Raw genomic sequence first — 17,685 nt, 5'->3', positions numbered from 1 at the left:
ACAGGCCAGCGGCCATACTCCTTGACTTAAGGCAATCGAAAGGAACCTGGTGAGTACTGACCACCAAAAGCTCGCAGGCCTCATCTGGTCGGTCGCCGACCTGCTGCGGGGCGACTACAGGCAGCCGGAGTACGGCCGCGTCATCCTGCCGCTCACCGTGCTGCGGCGTATGGACTGCGTGCTGGAGCCCACGAAGGAGGCGGTACTCGCTAAGCACGTCGAGTTGGAGAAGCTGGGCGTCAAGAACGTGGACCCGGTGTTGCGGCGGGTCGCCAAGCTGTCGTTCTACAACACTAGCCCGTTGTCCTTCGGCCAACTGCTGGGCGACCCGGACAACGTCGCAGTCAACCTCCGCGCCTACCTAGGCGGCTTCTCTGCCGGAGCCGTGGAGGTGCTTGAGAAGTACGCATTCGACACCCAGATCGGCCGACTCGATGAGGCTGGTCTGCTCTACCAGGTGGTCGCGAAGTTCGCCGACATCGACCTGCACCCGAACGCCGCCTCGAACCGGCAGATGGGTTACGTCTTCGAGGAGCTGATTCGAAGATTCGCTGAGTTCCTCACCGCTGGTGAGCACTTCACCCCGCCAGAGGTCATCAAGCTGATGGTCAACCTGCTGCTCGCGCCTGATGAGGACGACCTTGTCACTCCGGGCATTGTCCGCAAGGTCTATGACCCGGCCTGCGGCAGCGGTGGAATGCTGACGGAGGCGCAGGACCACATCGAGGCGCACAACTCGAACGCCACCGTCGAAGTCTACGGTCAAGAGCTCAACGGCGAGACGTATGCGATCTGCTGGTCAGACATGCTGCTGAGGGGTGCCGATCCCAACAAGATCGCCTATGGCAACTCCTTTACCCAAGACGGCCATGAGGGTGAGCGGTTCGACTACATGCTCGCCAACCCGCCGTTCGGGGTGGAGTGGAAGAAGGTCGAGAACTACATCAGGGCCGAGGCGGCCCGCGGTCACGCCGGCCGGTTCGGCGCCGGCCTGCCCCGGATCAACGACGGCTCGCTGCTCTTCCTTCAGCACATGATCTCGAAGATGAAGCGGTCCGAGGACGGTGGCAGCCGGCTGGCGATCGTCTTCAACGGCTCGCCGCTCTTCACGGGCGCGGCCGGGTCGGGGGAGTCGGAGATCCGCCGCTGGATCCTTGAGAATGACCTCCTGGAGGGCATCGTTGCGCTGCCCGACCAGCTCTTCTACAACACCGGCATCTCCACCTACTTCTGGATCCTCACCAACCGCAAGGAGCCGTCTCGCAGCCGGAAGGTTGTACTGCTTGACGGCCGCGACTACTGGACCAAGATGCGCAAGAGTTTGGGCGACAAACGCAAGATGCTCACCGACGAGCACATCGCCGAGTTGACCCGGGCGTACGTCGACGCACTGTCCATCGCGGACGACCCGGAGCACCCGCAGCACGGCAAGGTGAAGGTCTTCAAGTCCACGGACTTCGGGTACCAGCGCATCACCGTCGAGCGCCCGCTGCGGGTGCGCTTCGAGGTCACCGAGGAGACGGTCGCGCTGCTCGCGGAGGCGCGGGCGGTTTTGAAGTACGCCGAGCGCGAGGCGCTGCTGACGGCGGCGAAGTCGCTGATCGGTACTCGGTCGGAGGCGCGGGCCGACTTCGCGATGAAGCTGAATGGGCTGGGGAAGCTGCCGGCGGCGATGGAGAAGGCGGTGTGGGAGGCGTTTTCGATCAGCGACCCGGAGGGAGAGGTGCAGACCGACCGTAAGGGCAAGCCGGTGGCGGACGCGGACCTGCGGGACAACGAGAACGTGCCGTTGGATGAGGACATCCACGACTACCTCAAGCGCGAGGTGCTGTCGCACGTTCCCGACGCTTGGATCGACGAAACCAAGACCAAGATCGGATACGAGATCCCTTTCACCCGCCACTTCTACGTCTATCAGCCGCCACGGCCACTAGCTGAGATCGATGCGGAGCTAAGGCTTCTCCAAACTGAGATTCAGGCTCTGGTGGGCGAGGTCACCCAGTGAGCGAGGTACGGGTCAAGACTATCGTCCGCAATGTCACAGAGAAATCCACAGGGGAACTACTGCCATTCATGGGGCTCGAGGATATCGAGAGCGGAACCGGACGTCTCATCCCCGAAGAGTTGTCGTTCAAGGCGGCTACCGACGCTTTATGCCACCGCGCCGGAGACGTTCTCTTCAGCAAATGCCGGCCTTACTTGGCGAAGTCTTACTTGCCCTGTAACGCTGGCACGGCAACGGGCGAAATGCTTGTTTTGCGTCCTGGCCCTGAGGTCGACCCAAAATTCCTTTTCTACCTTACCTTCTCGTCTCCTTGGATCGATTGGGCAAATACCACTTCGTATGGTACGAAAATGCCTCGCACCTCGTGGGAGGCGCTTGGGGAGCACAGATTTTGGCTCCCTAGCGTAAGCGAGCAGCGCAAGATTGTTACCTATCTCGACAGGATTACGGCGAAGATAGATAGATTGATCGTCGCGAACAATGCGATGATTAAGCTCGCAGCGGTGCGACCGAAGGCTTACGTTGATGAGGCATTGTCGTCAGCGGCTAGGCTGTTGCCACTGAAGTCCGCGGTGCGCTATCGGGAAGGCCCGGGAATTATGGCGGCCGACTTTCGCGAGACCGGGGTTCCTCTAATTAGGGTTGCAGGGCTGAAGGGGCGATCTGCCTCTTTGGCTGGCTGCAACTACCTAGATGAACATAAAGCGCGGACGATTTGGCGAAAATCTCGCGTAAGGCTGGGGGACTATCTACTTAGTGCAAGCGCGTCCACTGGCCAGGTTTCCGTCGTGGACAGCTCGGAGCTCGTTGGTGCCATTCCGTATACCGGCATCATCATCCTCAGGCCTGCGGCATCCTCGGTCGATATGCGCTACATCGAAGCGGTTCTTGCCTCCACTTCGTTTCTTGATCAAATTGATCAGCTAAAGGCCGGGATGGCGATGCAGCATTTCGGTCCTACGCACCTTTCTCAAGTCCGGATTTTGTGGGTCGACGAGCGCAAGCAAATAGAAGTAGGCAATATGTACGGCAAGCTTCTCGAGCAAGCGGCTGACATAAGCAGCCGTATAACCCGAGTTGTGGACCTGCTGCGAGAACGCAAGTCGTCTGTCATTACCGCAGCAGTAACAGGTCAGCTTGATTTGGCGACGGCGCGGGGGGTGGACGGATGAGCCCGGTGCACCAGGAGCAGTCGTTCGAGGCAGCTCTCGAGGAGAGGCTGCTCGACTCGGGTTGGTCAGCCGGTGTTCCCGATCACTACAACCGACAGCTCGGGCTCGACACCTCAGAGCTGTTCATCTTCATCGGTGCCACGCAAAAGTCGGCTTGGGACAAGTTGTGCTCCTACCACGGTGGGCAGCCCGAGGCGCAGCGGCACTTCGCCCAGTACCTCGCCAAGCAGATCGACGAACGCGGGCCACTCGACGTGCTGCGGAGAGGCGTCAAGGACAAGGGCGTGCTGATAAAGCTTGCTTACTTCAAGCCCGCCCACTCCATTACAGACGACGCGCTCAAGCTCTACCGCGCCAACCGCCTCACCGTCACCCGCCAGCTCGCCTATTCGACCCAGAACAACAAGGCCCTCGACCTGGTCCTCTTCGTCAACGGCATCCCGCTCGCCACGGCCGAGCTGAAGAACCCGCTCACCGGCCAGACCGTCGAGGACGCCAAGAAGCAGTACCGCGAGACACGGGACCCGAAGGAACTGCTGTTCGCGAGGCGTACCCTCGTGCACTTCGCCGTGGATCCCGACCTGGTCTTCGTCACGACGAAGCTCGCGGGCGACAAGACCCGGTTCCTGCCCTTCAACGCCGGCTCCGACGGGCCGGGCGTGTCCGGCGGGGCCGGTAACCCGCCGGCGGGACCGTCGGGTTACCGCAGCTCCTACCTGTGGGAGCAGATCTGGCACCCGGACGCCTGGATGGACCTGGTCCGGCGGTTCCTGCACACCGACAAGGAATCCAAGGCGCTGATCTTCCCGCGCTACCACCAGTGGCACGCGGTGACCAATCTGGCCGACCACGCCGCCCGCAACGGCTCCGGCCACAACTACCTGGTCATGCACTCGGCCGGGTCGGGCAAGTCGAACACCATCGCCTGGCTGGCTCACCGGCTCTCCAGCCTGCACACCGCGCCCACCCTCGGCCACTACGCCCTCACCAAGGGGCTGCGCCCCAACGAGCCGGTCTTCGACAAGGTCATCATCATCACCGACCGGGTGGTGCTGGACCGGCAGTTGCAGGACACCGTCTTCCAGTTCGAGCACGTGCCTGGTGTGGTGCAGCGGATCGACAAGGACTCCGCTCAGCTCGCCGCCGCCCTCGAGGGCGAGACGGCCAAGGTCGTCATCACCACCATGCAGAAGTTCCCCTACATCCTCAACCAGGTGCAGGGGCTGCGCGGTAAGCGGTTCGCGGTCATCGTCGACGAGGCGCACTCGTCGCAGTCCGGTGACTCGGCCGCCGCATTGAAGAAGGTGCTGCTGAAGCTCGGCAGCGACGACGTGGACGATTCGGGTGATCTGCTCACCGCATCGGCGCTGGCCCGGGGCCGGCACGAGACGCTGTCGTACTTCGCGTTCACCGCCACGCCCAAGCCGAAGACGCTGGAACTCTTCGGCACGCCGCACCCGGTCACCGGCAACCCGCAGCCGTTCCACACGTACTCTATGCGGCAGGCCATCGACGAGGGCTTCATCCTCGACGTGCTGCGCAACTACGTGACCTACAAGTCGTACTGGAAGTTGGCCAACGCCAACCCCAACGACCCGGAGGTCGACCCGAAGAAGGCCGGCGCGCAGCTGGCCCGCTTCGCCAGCCTGCACCCCACCATGCAGGCTCAGAAGGCCGAGATCATCGTCGAGCACTTCCGCAAGCACACCGCCCCGCGCCTCGGCGGTCGCGCCAAGGCCCTGGTGGTGACCGGCTCCCGCGAGGGGGCCGTCCGCCTGCACACCGCCATCAACAAGTACGTCGAGATGCAGGGCTATGTCGGCTGCGACTCCCTGGTCGCCTTCTCCGGCGACCTGGAGGTCGACGGCGTCGAGCACACCGAGGCGCGGAGCAACGGGTTCAGCGAGGGCGAGCTGCCCGAGCGGTTCGCCTACACCGCCGCCGACGACAAGTACGCCGGCACGCCGAAGGCCAAGCAGGGCACCGAGTTCAAGATCCTGGTTGTGGCCGAGAAGTACCAGACCGGCTTCGACCAGCCGCTGCTCACCACGATGTACGTGGACAAGCTGCTCAAGAACGTCGCCGCCGTGCAGACCCTGTCCCGGCTGAACCGCACCCACCCGCTCAAGGCCCAGGGCGACGTCTTCGTTCTCGACTTCGTCAACGAGGCTGGCGACATCGCCGAGCAGTTCAAGCCGTACTTCGAAACCGCCGCCACCACCCCCACCGACCCCAACCTGCTCTACACCGCACAGAACGCGGTGACGGGCTACCCGGTGCTGGTCGACTCGGAGATGCAGGCGTACGCCGACGCTTTGCTCGCGGCGGAGCAGAAGGCCACCAGCGACACCGCCCTCCAGCGGGCGCACGCCGCCCTCTACCGTTTCACCGAGCCGGCCGTCCAGCGCTTCAACGCCCTGGCCGCCGACGACCCCGAGGCCGCGGACACCTTCCGGTCCGCGCTGCGCGACTACACCCGGATGTACGCGTTCCTCAGCCAGGTCGTGCCCTACCACGACGAGGACCTGGAACGGCTCTACCTGTACGGGCGGGCGCTGCTCAACCGGCTGCCCCGCCGGCAGGACCCGTCCGTCGACATCGGCGAAGTCGAGCTGACCCACCTGCGGGTCAGCCAGACCGGCGAGCACGACGCGTCGCTGTCGCCCGAGGGCGAGCAGATGCTGCCCGGCTTCGTCGGCGGGGGAGCGGGCAAGCAGCACGAACTGGACAAGGTCGCGTTGTCCGAGCTGATCGACGTTTTCAACGACAAGTTCGGCATCGGGCTGGGCGAGGCCGACAAGGTCTGGGTCGAGCAGCAGATTGTCGCCCTGGCCGAGGACGGCACCCTGGAAGCCGCCGCCATGGTCAACGACGAGAGCAACTTCGGCGTGGTGTGTGACAAGCGCATCGAGGACGTGATCTTGTCTCGGCACGACGACAACGGCAAGCTGATGCAGCGCTACCTGGACGACGACAGCCTGCGCTCGCAGCTCAACCAGTTCGCCCGCCGACAGGCGTACCAGATGATCCGCCGCCGCAAGGGCATCGCTTAACCCGAATGGCCAGCCGTAGGCTGGCACCTGCTGGACCGCGTGGGGGAGGCGACGGCAGTGCAGGCACAGACGCGTGTGGCCGACCGGTACGAGTTGACGTATCCGGTCGGTCACGGCGGCATGGGGCAGGTCTGGGCCGGCTTCGACGAGAAGCTGGACCGGCCGGTGGCGATCAAGTTCCTCCGCCAGCTCGCCCTCCCAGAGAGCGAGCGGGAGAACGCGGTCGAGCGCTTCATGCGGGAGGCCCGGGTCACCGCTCGGCTCGACCACCCGGGGGTGCCGAGCGTTCACGACGTCGGCTACCACGGCGACGACATCTACATCGTCATGCAGCTCGTGCCGGGCATGGTCCTCGCCGACCTGATCGCCGAACGCGGCTGGCTCTCGGTGCCGTGGGCCGCCGCGATCGGCGCGCAGATCTGCTCGGTGCTGGCCGCCGCGCACGCCGCCTCGCTGGTGCACCGTGACCTCAAGCCGCAGAACCTGATGGTCACCCCGACCGGCGCGGTAAAGGTGCTCGACTTCGGCGTGGCCGCGCTCCTCGGTCCGGCCGACGTGCCTCGGCTCACCGTCACCGGGCACACCCTCGGCACTCCCACCTACATGGCCCCAGAGCAGGCTCTGGGTAGCGCCGTCGGCCCGCGAGCGGACCTGTACGCCCTCGGCTGCGTCCTCTTCGAGCTGCTGACCGGTGACCCGCCCTACCGGGCGGACAACCCGCTCGGCATGCTGCACCGGCACATGAACGACCCGGTCCCGTCGGTCGCGGACCACCGGGCCGGCGTCCCCGATGGCCTGGTGCAGCTGGTCGTCCGGCTGCTCGCGAAGGACCCGCAGCACCGTCCGGGGTCGGCCGCTGAGGTGTACGAGACGCTGGTGCCGTTTGGTGCCGTCGTGCACGACCTGGCCGCCGACGCAGCGATGACCGTCGCCGACGGGCAGCGGGTCGACCCGACCATGCCCTACCGGTATCCCTTCGGCCCGCTACCTCCCCGCGCGCCCCTCGCTCCCACCAAGGTGGACATAGTCCGGCCCCGCACTGCGCCGGAGGTTGTCGAGCCGCTGTCACTCGGCGAGCTGACCCAGATCGAGGAGCGCGCCTGGGAACTGGCCGAGGAGGAACGGTTCACACAGGCGGCCGAACTGCTCGCGACGGCGCTGCGCCCGGTCCGCAAGGGCCATGACGCGAAGCAGCCGAGGATCCTGGAACTGCGGCTGAACCTGGCCAACCTCTACGTCCTCGCTGGCGCGTATCGGGAGGCGCTGCCGGAGTTCACCCGACTCGTCGCTGACCTAGCCGAGCGGCCGGTGCCCGATCAGGAGCTGATCTGGCACTGCCGCCAGCAGGCGGCCGTGTGTCAGGTCGAACTCGGCGAGGGGCCCGCAGCGCTCGCCGCGCTGCGTTCCCTGCTCGCCGAGGAGCGGAAGATCATGGACCCGAATTCGCCGGAACTCCTCGCCCTGCGCCAGCAGGTCGCCATGCTCGCCGCCGGCGTCGGCGACGTCACGGACGCCCGATGCCAGCTCGAAGACCTGCTCAGCGACGTGAGTCGTCTGCACGGCCCGCAGTCGTCGGCGGGTGCGGAGGTTCAGGCCCTGCTGACCCACCTCTGGCGACTCGGCGACGGTGCCGCCGGAGCGACGGATGACCGACGGAGGACGACGTGAAAGGCAGCTGCACATGTTCGAGCTGGTAGACGCGCTCAAACAGTGCGTCGAACGGGTCACGCGCTTCCGGCGTCAGCATCAGCGGATCGGCGAGCAGAACACCAAGGCGGGCCTGATCGAGCCGGTCATCGGGGCGCTCGGCTGGGACGTGTTCGACCCGGACGAGGTCCACCGCGAGTACCGCCGTCGCGGCAGGGACAATCCGGTGGACTACGCCCTGCTGCTCCTGCGCACCCCGCGGCTGTTCATCGAGGCCAAAGGGCTCGGCGAGAACCTCGACGATCCGCGCTGGGCCAACCAGACCATCAGCTATGCCGCAGTGGCCGGCGTGGAGTGGGTCGCCCTGACGGACGGTGCGGAATGGCGCATCTACAACGCGCACGCTCCCGTGCCGATCGAGCACAAGCTGTTCCGCGCCGTCCGACTCGAACAGGACATTGATGGTGCGGCGGAGCTGTTGTCCCTGCTGAGTAAGGACAACATGCGAGACAACCGGATCGAGGAGCTGTGGAAAGGCTTCTTCGTCGACCGGCAGGTCCACGCGGAGCTCCTCGAACTATTCGGGACGGGCGAACCGGCGCCCGAGATGGTGGCGCTGCTTGACCGCCGCCTGGCCAGGCTCACCCGTGACGAGATCAGGTCGAGTCTCGTCCGGGTACGCGCCACCTTTGACTTCCCCTCGTCAGCGGCCAGCTCGCCGCCTAACCGGCCGGTGTCGACACCGGCCGACGCTCCGGTCGTCGAGCCTGTGGCGCTCACGAAACCAGGCCCCGCCCTGCCTGACGGCGCGGAAGCTACACCCATCGGACCGCGCCGGAAGGCGAAGCGGCCAGTATCCGACGCCGAACGGACAGTCAAGATCATGGACATGATCAACGCCGGACGCCTCCGTCCCGGGACCCGCTTACATGCCAGATACTGGGGGGAGCAGCATGTCGCCGAGCTGCTCCCCGACGGGAGCATCCGCTATCAGGGCAGGTCTTTCGGATCGCCGTCCGCGGCAGGGAAAGCGGTGAAAGACGGTGTGCACGGGCTGGGCATCGACGATGCACGCACGGCCACCGACGGGCTCGACTTCTGGTCAGCCGAGGACGCCCGCACCGGTGAGACTGTGTCACTGAAAGAGATCCGACGTCGTGTCGCAAGCGGGGAGGACGCATGAAGGACGGCGAAGGCGTAAGCCCGGGATTGAAGTGGGAGGGCTAGCGACTACGTACCCTGCTCCCGAGTGTCGGCGACGAAAATCCCGATTCCCATGCGTCCGACAAGCTCTCCGAGCTCGATCATCGAGTCAAGCGCGCGTCGGACCGTTACGTGGCTTGTCTCGTACTCGTCTGCCAGGAGTCGGACAGAGGGAAGCTTGCTCCCCGGTGGGTAGATGCCGGCCCGGATCTTCGCGCGGAGATCGTCTCTGATCTGGCGCCACAGCGGCTGGGCGTACGGCATGTGATCAGAGAAGCACCCGGTTGAAGGATCATGTAAAGCATCCCCATCCTATCTTTACAGGCTTTACAGGTCGGCTAAGCTGCCCTCGTGACTGATAGGCCAGGGAGGGGACGTGGGTAGGCGGTGGAAGTGGTTCTTGCGGTCGGGGAGGGTCGCGGTCGACCTGACCGAACAGGTTGTGCCAGGCGAGGTGCCGGGGTACTTCCGGCGGCTGACGGTCGAGAACGTCGTACCCGATGGTGTGGTGACCTCGCGGTGCGACGGCGCGCTCGTCTTCGAGCGGCCCGAGCGGAGGCGAGAGGGCGGCGCGGCGGACCAGTGCGCGGAGCGCTACGGCCCGCTGCCGCCGCGGCAAGCGAAATCGGAGGCGGTGCTGCCGGCCAGCAGGCGTAGGAGACGAGCGGATGGCTGACGACATGGGGTCGACGGTGCCCCGGCGGCAGCTCGGGCGGGCGTTGCGGGAGCTGCGGACCGAGGCGCGGATGACGTTGGACGGTGCGGCGAAGGCGCTGGAGTGCAGCCGGCAGAAGGTGTGGCGGATCGAGGCGGGCCTGAGCGCCGTGCGCGGGCTCGACGTACGGGCGATGTGCGACCTGTACGGCGCGACGCCCGAGCTGACCGGCGCGCTGACCGGCCTGGCCGGCGAGACGCGGGCGAGGGGCTGGTGGCACGCCTACGGCGACACCGTCCCCGACTGGTTCGAGCTGTACGTCGGCCTGGAGTCAGCCGCCGGCCGGCTGCGGGAACACGACGACACGCTCGTGCCCGGCCTGCTCCAGACCCGGGACTACGCGTCCGCGGTGTGTCAGCACCGGTCGGGCATGACCGACGACGAGCGGGAGCGCCTGGTCGAGATGCGGCTGCAACGGCAGGTCCTGCTGCGCCGACGACTGCCGCCGCCGCCCCGGTTCGACGTCATGCTCTCCGAGGCGGTGCTGCTGCGGGTCGTCGGCGGCCCGGCGACGATGGCGGAGCAGCTCCGGCACCTGGTGGAGCTGGGCTGGCTGCCCCACGTCTCGATCCGGGTCGTGGCGCTGGCCGCCGGCCTGCACTTCGGTGCCGTCGCGGGAGCGTTCGTGTTGCTCGACTTTCCGCCCGGCAACCGCGTGGAGCCCGAGCCGTCGGTCGTCTACAGCGAGTCGCTGACCGGCGCGCTCTACCTCGACCGGAAGGAGGAGTTGGCCGCCTACGAGCGGATCTGGGCGAGCCTCGACTCACTGGCTCTGGATGAGCTGCAGACCCGCCACCTGATCACGAAGATCTCCGAGGAGGTTCACCATGGCTGAGCTGACCGGCGCCCGGTGGCGCACCAGCGCCCGCAGTGGCGACAACGGCGGCAACTGCGTCGAGGTCGCCGACAACCTGCCCGGCGTCGTCGCCGTACGCGACAGCAAGGACCGCACCGGGCCGGTGCTGAGCTTCACCCACGACGCCTGGGCGGCCTTCGTCCGTGCTGCGTGGTCGTCGCACTGAGAGACGCCGACCGGCGGCGGGCCCGGGTTTGCGCCGGGGCCCAGCGTCGGCCGACGGAATGTGATCACGGTCTGTACCGGCCGAGGTGGACGGGGTATGCTGCCCCGCGATGAACACCTCTCTCGCCAGATTGGGGGACCGGTTTACGCAAGGTGAGTGCTGATGCACCACTTGACCGTGACCGGGAGTTCCCGCCTCTCCCTCTGGCGGCACGTGCGCGAGTTCGCCGTGCCGCTCTCCATGATCGAGTCTGCGACCGCCCGCCGTGCCGTCGGCGACTGGGCCGGGGCGTGCGCCGCCGCGCGCGTCGACGTCGACCTGGACCTGCGCTCGCTCGGCCGCACCTACGGCCGGGAACTCGCCTCCCAGCTCCGGACAGATCTTCGTCACCTGGCACCGGATCTGTTGCGCTGGCACCTGCCGAGGATCGCGCCGGACGGGCTGCTGCGCCCCGGACTGACCGTGTCCTTGGCCCGGTACGACCTGACCGGGCAGGCGGCCGGCGGCACGACGTGCCCTGAACGACGGCACGACCGCGCAACGGTGCACCTGGTGGTCCGCACCCCGCCAGCCTGGGCGGACGCGGGCCAGCGGATCAGCCTCGCCCTCTGGGACGCCTCCCGTCCCGGGGCCGGTCGCGGCCGCCATCCGCATCCCCGCCCCGGCCGGCGGTTCCGCCTCGACCTGCACCGCCACCTCTGGGATGCGCGCCGCGCCGGGGACCTGCGGGCCCGCTCCGGAGCCGACCGGACCCCCGGCTCCACCCTGGAGCTGAACGTGCTCCGGGACCGGAGCTGTGCCGTGGACCGCTGGGCGGACGAGGCACGCCTGCTGCTGCGCGCGGACGGGTGGGCCGACGGCGCCGTGGCCGTACGGCTCGGTGGCCGGCGGCGGTTGGTGCTGGACCTGGGAGCAGGGTCCGATGGGGCGGGAACGCCGCGGCTCACGGCGGCGTCGGGCTCCCGGTTGCCGGTGCTGCCCGATGCGGCGACCTGCGTGCTACCCGACCTGGCGTTGTTGCGCGCCGGGCTGATCGACGCCGACCGGCTACATCCGTTGGTCGCGGCTGCGCTGACGCCCGACCGCTTGCCGGCCGCCCCGCCACAGACGACGGACGACCGGGCCGGCGCCCACATCGTCGAGTGTCGCGGCGCCCGGCACCGGATCGGCCTCGTCGACGGGGTGCTCGTCCCGCTGGACCACGATCCCGCCGAGATTCGTCGTGAGGAGTTGCTGGCCGCGCTGACCGGCACCCCGCTGCCGTGCCTACGGGTGATCGACGAGGTGCACCGCCACCCGGAGTGCCTCGTCGACGTCCGGGCTCGGCTGGACCACGGTGACACCGCGGGTGCCCTGGCCGTCGTCGAGGACCTACTCGGTCCCGGCGCGCTGCTGCGCGGCGGCGCCCTGCGCGAGGAGCTGGAAACAGCGGCGCTCCGGCGGGTCACGCACGGGCTATTCCGGGCGGGGCTGGTCGGGCACAGCCCTGCCCGCGAGCCGAAGGACCGCCGCCCCCGCGACCTTCGCACCCACCCACGCCACGCGACCCGCCCCTGACCTGCGGGTCTCTCCTTTCTTCCACGGCCCAACGGCCCCACCCGACCGACAGGTGATTGCTCATGCCCTCGTACGCCCCGTCCGCCGCCACCGCCTCGTCGCACGCCCCGCAGCTCGACGTCGCCGCCGACCTGCTCGCCCTGCTGAACGACACCACCACCGAGTCGCGCCCCGACGCGCAGTTGGAGGCCCTGACCCTGGCCGTGGCCGCCGATCTGCCGGTGCTGCTGTGGGGGGAACCGGGGATCGGCAAGACCGCCGCCATGACCCAGCTCGCCGCCGCTCTCGACCTGCCGCTGACCACGGTGATCGCGAGCGTTCACGAGCCGTCGGACTTCGCCGGCCTGCCCGTCGTCGGAGACGATCCCGCAGGGCAGGGCGTCCCGATGGCCCCGCCGGAATGGGCCGTCCGCCTGGCACGGACCGGCCGGGGGTTGCTCTTCCTGGACGAGCTGTCGACCGCGCCACCGGCCGTCCAGGCCGCCCTGCTGCGCCTCGTCCTCGAACGGCGGGTCGACCCTGCGGCTGCCCGACGGCGTACGGATCGTCGCCGCCGCCAACCCGCGCGCCTCCGCCGCCGACGGGTGGGATCTCAGCCCGCCCCTGGCCAACCGGTTCGTCCATCTGCAATGGACCCACGACCACGACGTCGTGGTCCGCGGCCTCGGCGGCACCTGGCCACGCGCGTTGCTGCCCCGGCTCGACCCGCGCCGGCTGACCGAAGCCGTCGCCTTCGCTCGCCGCGCGGTCTGCGGGCTGCTCGCCGTCCGTCCCGGGCTCGTGCACCGGCTGCCCACCACCGAGACCAGACGGGGCGGCCCCTGGCCGTCGCCGCGTACCTGGGACATGACGCTGCGGCTGACCGCCTTCGCCACCGCGGCCGGTACCTCCCGGGAGGTGCTGTCCATGCTGGTTCGCGGCACCGTCGGCGACGGGCCGGGACTGGAACTGCTGGCCAGCATGGATCGGATGGACCTGCCGGACCCCGAGGACCTGCTGGCCGCCCCGACAGCGGCCGACCTGCCCCAGCGGGGGGACCTGCGGCAGGCCGTCCTCGACGGCGTGGTCGAAGCGGTCCGGCAGCGCCCGGACAAGGCCCGCTGGGACGCCGCCTGGGCGCTGCTGGTGCGGGCGCTGGAGACCGGGCCCCCGGACCTGGTGGTCGTCCCCGCGACCACGCTCGCCGCCCTGCGGCGGGAGGACTGGGACGTCCCGGCCTCGATCGAGCGCCTCGCCGGGGTGGTGTCGCTGACCCGGCGGGCCGACGAGGCCGCGGCGCGGGTGGCGGCCGCTGCGGGGGCCGGCCGATGACCCCTTCCGGTACGGGGAGGCTGGACCTCGACAAGCTCTTCGCCGCCCGGCTGCACGCCGCCCGGGTCCGGCCCTACCTGGCCACGGCGCTGTTCGCCCTGCACCCGGTGGCGTCCCGCCGAGTGCCGACCATGGCGGTGGACTCGTACTGGCGCTGCTACGTCTCGCCGGCGTTCGTGGCCCGCACCCCGGTCGAGGAGCTGGCCGGGGTGTGGGTGCACGAGGTCTCCCACCTGCTGCGCGACCACCACGGCCGCGGCGACCGGGTCGCCCGGGAACGCTGCCTGACCGGGCCGGGGGAGCGGCTGCGGATGAACATCGCCGCAGACTGCGAGATCAACGACGACATCTACGGCGACGGGCTGGCCCGACCTGACGGCGCCGTCGATCCGGGGCTGCTCGGGCTGCCCGAGGGTGAGCTGATGGAGGACTACCTTCGGCAGTTCCGCCTCGGCCCGTACACCCAGGGCCTGGTGTGGCTGGACTGTGGCAGCGGCGCCGACGGCCTGGAGCGGGAATGGGACCTCGGACCGGACGGCGCGCACGGACTCAGCGCACAGGAACGCGACGCGGTGCGCTTCCGGGTGGCACACGGCATCACCGGCCGCCCCGGCGACGCCCCGAAGGGGTGGCAACGGTGGGCGGAGCAGGCGTTCCACCCGCCGCAGCCGTGGCGGCAGCTGCTGGGCGCGGCGGTCCGCTCGGCGGCTTCCAGCTCCGGTGCCGGCCAGGACTACACCTACGGCCGGCCGTCCCGGCGGTCCGCGAGCCTGCCCGGCATCGTCCTGCCCAGCCTGCGGCGGCGACCGCCCCGGGTGTCCGTCGTCGTCGACACGTCCGGCTCGGTCAGCGACGCCGAGCTGGGCAGCGCCCTGCTGGAGGTTGCCGCGATCAGCCGCGCCGTCGGTGGACGACGCGACCTGGTCACGGTGCTGTCCTGCGACGCGGCGGCCCAGGTTGTGCACCCGTTGTGCCGCGCCGAAGGAATCCCGCTGGTCGGAGGCGGGGGCACGGACCTGCGGGAGGGCTTCGCCGCCGCGCTGCGAGCTCGCCCCCGACCGGACGTCGTGGTGGCCCTGACCGACGGGCAGACACCGTGGCCCGCCTCGCCGCCACCGTGCCGCACCGTGGTCGGCCTGTTCCCGCGACAGCCAAGGGGCTCATGGGCCGACGAGGACGACCACAGGCCGGAACCGCCGCCGTCCTGGGCGCAGGTGGTCGTCATCGGATGATGATTGCGAGGCTCAGGTGCTCTGGACAGAGGCTGTCGGCGAGGTCCGCGTACTCGGGGCGCAGCTGGCGGGCCAGAGCGTAGAAACCCTTGAGCGGGCGCCAGTCCTTGCTGCCGACCACGAGCGCGCTCCAGATGGGTTCGCCGCGCCCCACGGCCCGTTGCGAGACCTGCTCCAACGGACGGCTCAGATGGTCGGCCCGCATGCCGATTCGCTTCCCGAGCGGAACGTATCCGATCAGGCCCTCTGCTACGGCTATGCCATAGAGAATGTCGGCGATGCGGCCGACGCGGTCCGTCTGGAGAGTACTGAGGTTTTGAGCGGGATCGGCTGGGCCGTTAGCGGCAATCGAATGGCAGGTCAGGGCGTCAGCGATCCTGGGATGCCCAACGGTACGTCCCGAGCGCCTCGCAGCGGGGAACGAGATGGGGCGTCACGCCGGCGAGAAGGGTGTCGGCGTCCGCGTCCGAGAGTCGCAGCAGCACGCGCCGCAGGTAGATGCTCCACGCCTGCGGCTTGGGGAACGCGTCCAGTCGCTCGACCAAGGGTTGCAGCTCCAGCCCGCCGGGATACGGCACGAGGCCTTCGATCGCGAGATCGCAGCCCGAGACGAACGGCCGCGCTGCGATCTCGATGGGGTCGTCGAAACTGCGGACGGCGGACCGGACCCGCGCGAGGCCGATGATCCGACCGCGGTCCCGCGTCGGATTCAGCCACGCGCCCCGGGTTGCATAGAGGAACAGCCGATCGCCCTCCCGGAGGGCCGCCACCTCCGCGCGCGGTGTCGAGGGGAACGCCATCCGTTCCTCGCGGAGCACCCAACCGATGGCATCGCGGTGGCCGAGAATGACCAGGTACGACTGGGGCACGGTCCAAGCCTACGACGGCCGCTGCCGGCCGGTTGCGTTGCGCCCCTGCGGCTGGGCCGGGTCGTAACTGCCCTCGAGGAAGGCGATGAACCGCTCCGGGTGCTGGATGTAGGTGCTGATCGTGCTCGGCCGGTGGTTGCCGGCGGCGAGCAGGGCTGCGTGGTAACGCGCCAGCTCATGCCGCAGCTCGTGGGTGCTCCAGCTCTGCTCGGTCACCAGTTTCCCTCAGACCCGAATGACACCGGAGTTGTGCTGCTCGACGCTGCGGGCCGCCAGGAGCGCACCCACGATCAGGTACGCGATCCAGGTGAGCGGCATCGTCACGATGCCGACCGCCAGGAAGATAAGGAAGAAGTTCACCCAGAACAACGCCCAGAACGACACCATGAGGATCACGCCAGTGGCGACGCGGCCCGCGTAGAGGTTGCCCACTCCGAACACGCCGAAGAGCCCGAGGACCAGTTCCAGTGCGACAGCCGCGCCGGCAGACTTCTGCGGGACCACCGCCACCGAAGTGGGGTGGTAGGCGGGTGGGCCGTAGGCGGCGGGGACTGGCAGGTGCTGCTGACTCGCGTGCCAGTGCTGAGATGGGTCCTGATAGGTCACGAGGAACAGTCTCGTCCCGGTCACCGAACGCGTCACCCTACGATTGGTCCCGCTGGTGAGACTGCCAGATGGGTCTGGCCGTCCTCTTGGACGGCGGGTGTCGCTACGAGCGCGCCGAGTCCGGGTGGAAGCCTTCCGCCTTGATCGTGCTGACGAAGTTTCCCCAGACCTCCGGAGAGAAGGTCAACAGCGGTCCCGCACTGTCCTTGGAATCGCGGACGGCGACTATGCCGCGGAGGCTGTCGGCGACCTCGACGCAGTTGCCGCCGTTGTCGCCGCTGCGGGTGCTCTTGCGCCAGACGGCGCCGGTCAGGTCAGTCATGGCGCATCTCCCCGATGATCCTTTTGATCATGTCCCTCGATTCTGCCTGACCGAGGGCGAGCGCATCCAGACCCTTCCACACGTCCTCGTAGGCCCGAAGCTCGTCCGGCTTGTCGAGGTAGAGCGCCCCGGTCAGCGACTCGCTGTACACGACGGACGGTTCGGGTGCGGCGCGACCGCCCTTGGTGGCAGGGAAGTCCAGCAGGACGAAGGAGCCCGCCACCGCGCCGGGATGTGGCCCGGCCCCGAGCGGCACGACGCGCACGGACACGTTCGGCAGCTCGGATGCTTCAAGGAGATGGCTGAGCTGTTCAGTCATCACACCGGAGCCACCGACGACGCGGCATAGCACCGCTTCGGAGAGCACGGCGTCCAGCCGTGGCGGCTGGGGCAGCCGACGCGTGAGCAGAATCTGCCGTTGCAACCGCACCTCGACCGCCCGTTCGCGCTCCTCGACACTCAACCGGCTCGTCGGTCGGTAGAGCCCGAGAGCGTAGGCGCGAGTCTGAAGCAGCCCAGGGATCAGCGTCTCGCCGTACTCGCGCAGGTGGGCGGCGGCGGATTCCAGGCCGACGTACAGCTCGAACCAGCTCGGCACCGCGTCCCCGTACGCGTGCCACCAGCCCTTCGACTTCGTCTCCGCGGCCAGCCCGCGCATCGCCTCGGTCATCTCCGCCGACACGTGGTACAGCTCGCACATCGCCTTCACGTCCAGCACCCGGACTGCGCCCATGCCGCACTCGATTCGCCAGATCTTCTGCCGGCTGTATTCGAGTGCCTCGGCGGCGGCGTCCAGCGTCACGCCGGCCTCGGTGCGGAACTGGCGCAGCAGCCGGCCAAGCTGCCGGCGCGGCACGGTCGATCCGATGTCCTCTGCCATCCGAGCACTCCCTGATTCCGTCCTGCAACACTGCGTGACGCCGCACTGCAACTTGTACAGGTTGCAGTAAAGAAAGTCAATACTCCCGGCA

16 protein-coding genes and 1 pseudogene are annotated in these 17,685 nt (G+C 68.4%); 10 read left to right on the top strand and 7 right to left on the bottom strand.

Features of this window, described 5'->3' with window-relative positions:
* Positions 1–49 precede the first annotated feature (49 nt).
* From ACLQ2U_RS22255 to ACLQ2U_RS22235, 5 genes are read left to right on the top strand one after another with little or no spacing between them, the layout of a single operon-like run.
* Positions 50–2,005, top strand: a complete 1,956-nt coding sequence (locus ACLQ2U_RS22255; RefSeq protein WP_425752665.1) for a type I restriction-modification system subunit M — start codon at positions 50–52, stop codon at positions 2,003–2,005.
* Positions 2,002–3,177 (top strand): hypothetical protein, encoded by a 1,176-nt coding sequence (locus tag ACLQ2U_RS22250; protein ID WP_425752664.1) that lies wholly within the window; start codon positions 2,002–2,004, stop codon positions 3,175–3,177. The genes ACLQ2U_RS22255 and ACLQ2U_RS22250 overlap by 4 nt, the downstream gene beginning before the upstream one ends.
* The gene (locus tag ACLQ2U_RS22245; protein WP_425752663.1) at positions 3,174–6,230 is read left to right on the top strand and encodes a type I restriction endonuclease subunit R; all 3,057 of its coding nucleotides are present in this window, start codon (positions 3,174–3,176) and stop codon (positions 6,228–6,230) included. The genes ACLQ2U_RS22250 and ACLQ2U_RS22245 overlap by 4 nt, the downstream gene beginning before the upstream one ends.
* Positions 6,231–6,287: 57 nt before the next feature.
* A complete protein-coding gene (locus ACLQ2U_RS22240) occupies positions 6,288–7,898 on the top strand; it encodes a serine/threonine-protein kinase (RefSeq protein ID WP_425752662.1) in 1,611 nt (536 codons plus the stop codon).
* A 13-nt stretch (positions 7,899–7,911) separates the two neighbouring features.
* A complete protein-coding gene (locus ACLQ2U_RS22235) occupies positions 7,912–9,060 on the top strand; it encodes a hypothetical protein (RefSeq protein WP_425752661.1) in 1,149 nt (382 codons plus the stop codon).
* 47 nt (positions 9,061–9,107) lie between these two features.
* Here the strand turns inward: ACLQ2U_RS22235 and ACLQ2U_RS22230 are convergent, their stop codons facing one another.
* Complete coding sequence (locus ACLQ2U_RS22230; RefSeq protein WP_425752660.1) at positions 9,108–9,344, bottom strand: GntR family transcriptional regulator; 237 nt, start codon at positions 9,342–9,344, stop codon at positions 9,108–9,110.
* A gap of 404 nt (positions 9,345–9,748) precedes the next feature.
* On the opposite strand from ACLQ2U_RS22230, the gene ACLQ2U_RS22225 reads away from it, so the two are divergent.
* From ACLQ2U_RS22225 to ACLQ2U_RS22205, 5 genes and pseudogenes are all read left to right on the top strand, one after another.
* Positions 9,749–10,630, top strand: a complete 882-nt coding sequence (locus ACLQ2U_RS22225; protein ID WP_425752659.1) for a helix-turn-helix domain-containing protein — start codon at positions 9,749–9,751, stop codon at positions 10,628–10,630.
* Positions 10,623–10,817: a DUF397 domain-containing protein gene (locus tag ACLQ2U_RS22220; protein ID WP_425752658.1), complete on the top strand. Its 195-nt coding sequence runs from the start codon at positions 10,623–10,625 to the stop codon at positions 10,815–10,817. The genes ACLQ2U_RS22225 and ACLQ2U_RS22220 overlap by 8 nt, the downstream gene beginning before the upstream one ends.
* Before the next feature lie 162 nt (positions 10,818–10,979).
* Positions 10,980–12,374 carry a hypothetical protein gene (locus ACLQ2U_RS22215; protein WP_425752657.1) on the top strand — a complete coding sequence of 465 codons (1,395 nt, stop codon included), beginning with the start codon at positions 10,980–10,982 and terminating at the stop codon, positions 12,372–12,374.
* Positions 12,375–12,436: 62 nt separating this feature from the next.
* Positions 12,437–13,685: pseudogene (locus ACLQ2U_RS22210) on the top strand (AAA family ATPase).
* A complete protein-coding gene (locus ACLQ2U_RS22205) occupies positions 13,682–14,917 on the top strand; it encodes a DUF2201 family putative metallopeptidase (RefSeq protein WP_425752656.1) in 1,236 nt (411 codons plus the stop codon). Before ACLQ2U_RS22210 ends, ACLQ2U_RS22205 begins: the two are co-directional and overlap by 4 nt.
* On the opposite strand, the gene ACLQ2U_RS22200 is transcribed toward ACLQ2U_RS22205, so the two are convergent.
* From ACLQ2U_RS22200 to ACLQ2U_RS22175, 6 genes are all read right to left on the bottom strand, one after another.
* Positions 14,907–15,122 carry a hypothetical protein gene (locus tag ACLQ2U_RS22200; RefSeq protein WP_425752655.1) on the bottom strand — a complete coding sequence of 72 codons (216 nt, stop codon included), beginning with the start codon at positions 15,120–15,122 and terminating at the stop codon, positions 14,907–14,909. The two genes, ACLQ2U_RS22205 and ACLQ2U_RS22200, sit on opposite strands and share 11 nt — an antisense overlap.
* A 163-nt stretch (positions 15,123–15,285) precedes the next feature.
* Complete coding sequence (locus ACLQ2U_RS22195; protein ID WP_425752654.1) at positions 15,286–15,786, bottom strand: hypothetical protein; 501 nt, start codon at positions 15,784–15,786, stop codon at positions 15,286–15,288.
* Positions 15,787–15,795: 9 nt separating this feature from the next.
* Positions 15,796–16,002 carry a hypothetical protein gene (locus ACLQ2U_RS22190; protein ID WP_425752653.1) on the bottom strand — a complete coding sequence of 69 codons (207 nt, stop codon included), beginning with the start codon at positions 16,000–16,002 and terminating at the stop codon, positions 15,796–15,798.
* A 9-nt stretch (positions 16,003–16,011) separates the two neighbouring features.
* A complete protein-coding gene (locus tag ACLQ2U_RS22185; protein ID WP_425752651.1) occupies positions 16,012–16,392 on the bottom strand; it encodes a hypothetical protein in 381 nt (126 codons plus the stop codon).
* 103 nt (positions 16,393–16,495) lie between these two features.
* Positions 16,496–16,714: a DUF397 domain-containing protein gene (locus ACLQ2U_RS22180; protein ID WP_425752650.1), complete on the bottom strand. Its 219-nt coding sequence runs from the start codon at positions 16,712–16,714 to the stop codon at positions 16,496–16,498.
* Positions 16,707–17,594 carry a helix-turn-helix domain-containing protein gene (locus ACLQ2U_RS22175; protein WP_425752649.1) on the bottom strand — a complete coding sequence of 296 codons (888 nt, stop codon included), beginning with the start codon at positions 17,592–17,594 and terminating at the stop codon, positions 16,707–16,709. Before ACLQ2U_RS22175 ends, ACLQ2U_RS22180 begins: the two co-directional genes overlap by 8 nt.
* Between the last annotated feature and the right edge of the window lie 91 nt (positions 17,595–17,685).

It is taken from the genome of Micromonospora sp. DT47, from assembly GCF_049844475.1.
Lineage (GTDB): Bacteria > Actinomycetota > Actinomycetes > Mycobacteriales > Micromonosporaceae > Micromonospora.
Note: the sequence above shows the minus strand (reverse complement) of the source record. Positions and strands in the feature narration are given on the sequence as shown.

Excerpts from the sequence above, each read along its gene's own strand:
- ACLQ2U_RS22245 (WP_425752663.1), top strand. The coding sequence starts at position 3,174 with ATGAGCCCGGTGCACCAGGAGCAGTCGTTCGAGGCAGCTCTCGAGGAG.
- ACLQ2U_RS22235 (WP_425752661.1), top strand. The coding sequence starts at position 7,912 with ATGTTCGAGCTGGTAGACGCGCTCAAACAGTGCGTCGAACGGGTCACG.
- ACLQ2U_RS22230 (WP_425752660.1), bottom strand. The coding sequence starts at position 9,344 with ATGCCGTACGCCCAGCCGCTGTGGCGCCAGATCAGAGACGATCTCCGC.
- ACLQ2U_RS22225 (WP_425752659.1), top strand. The coding sequence starts at position 9,749 with ATGGCTGACGACATGGGGTCGACGGTGCCCCGGCGGCAGCTCGGGCGG.
- ACLQ2U_RS22220 (WP_425752658.1), top strand. The coding sequence starts at position 10,623 with ATGGCTGAGCTGACCGGCGCCCGGTGGCGCACCAGCGCCCGCAGTGGC.
- ACLQ2U_RS22215 (WP_425752657.1), top strand. The coding sequence starts at position 10,980 with ATGCACCACTTGACCGTGACCGGGAGTTCCCGCCTCTCCCTCTGGCGG.
- ACLQ2U_RS22205 (WP_425752656.1), top strand. The coding sequence starts at position 13,682 with ATGACCCCTTCCGGTACGGGGAGGCTGGACCTCGACAAGCTCTTCGCC.
- ACLQ2U_RS22200 (WP_425752655.1), bottom strand. The coding sequence starts at position 15,122 with ATGCGGGCCGACCATCTGAGCCGTCCGTTGGAGCAGGTCTCGCAACGG.
- ACLQ2U_RS22180 (WP_425752650.1), bottom strand. The coding sequence starts at position 16,714 with ATGACTGACCTGACCGGCGCCGTCTGGCGCAAGAGCACCCGCAGCGGC.
- ACLQ2U_RS22175 (WP_425752649.1), bottom strand. The coding sequence starts at position 17,594 with ATGGCAGAGGACATCGGATCGACCGTGCCGCGCCGGCAGCTTGGCCGG.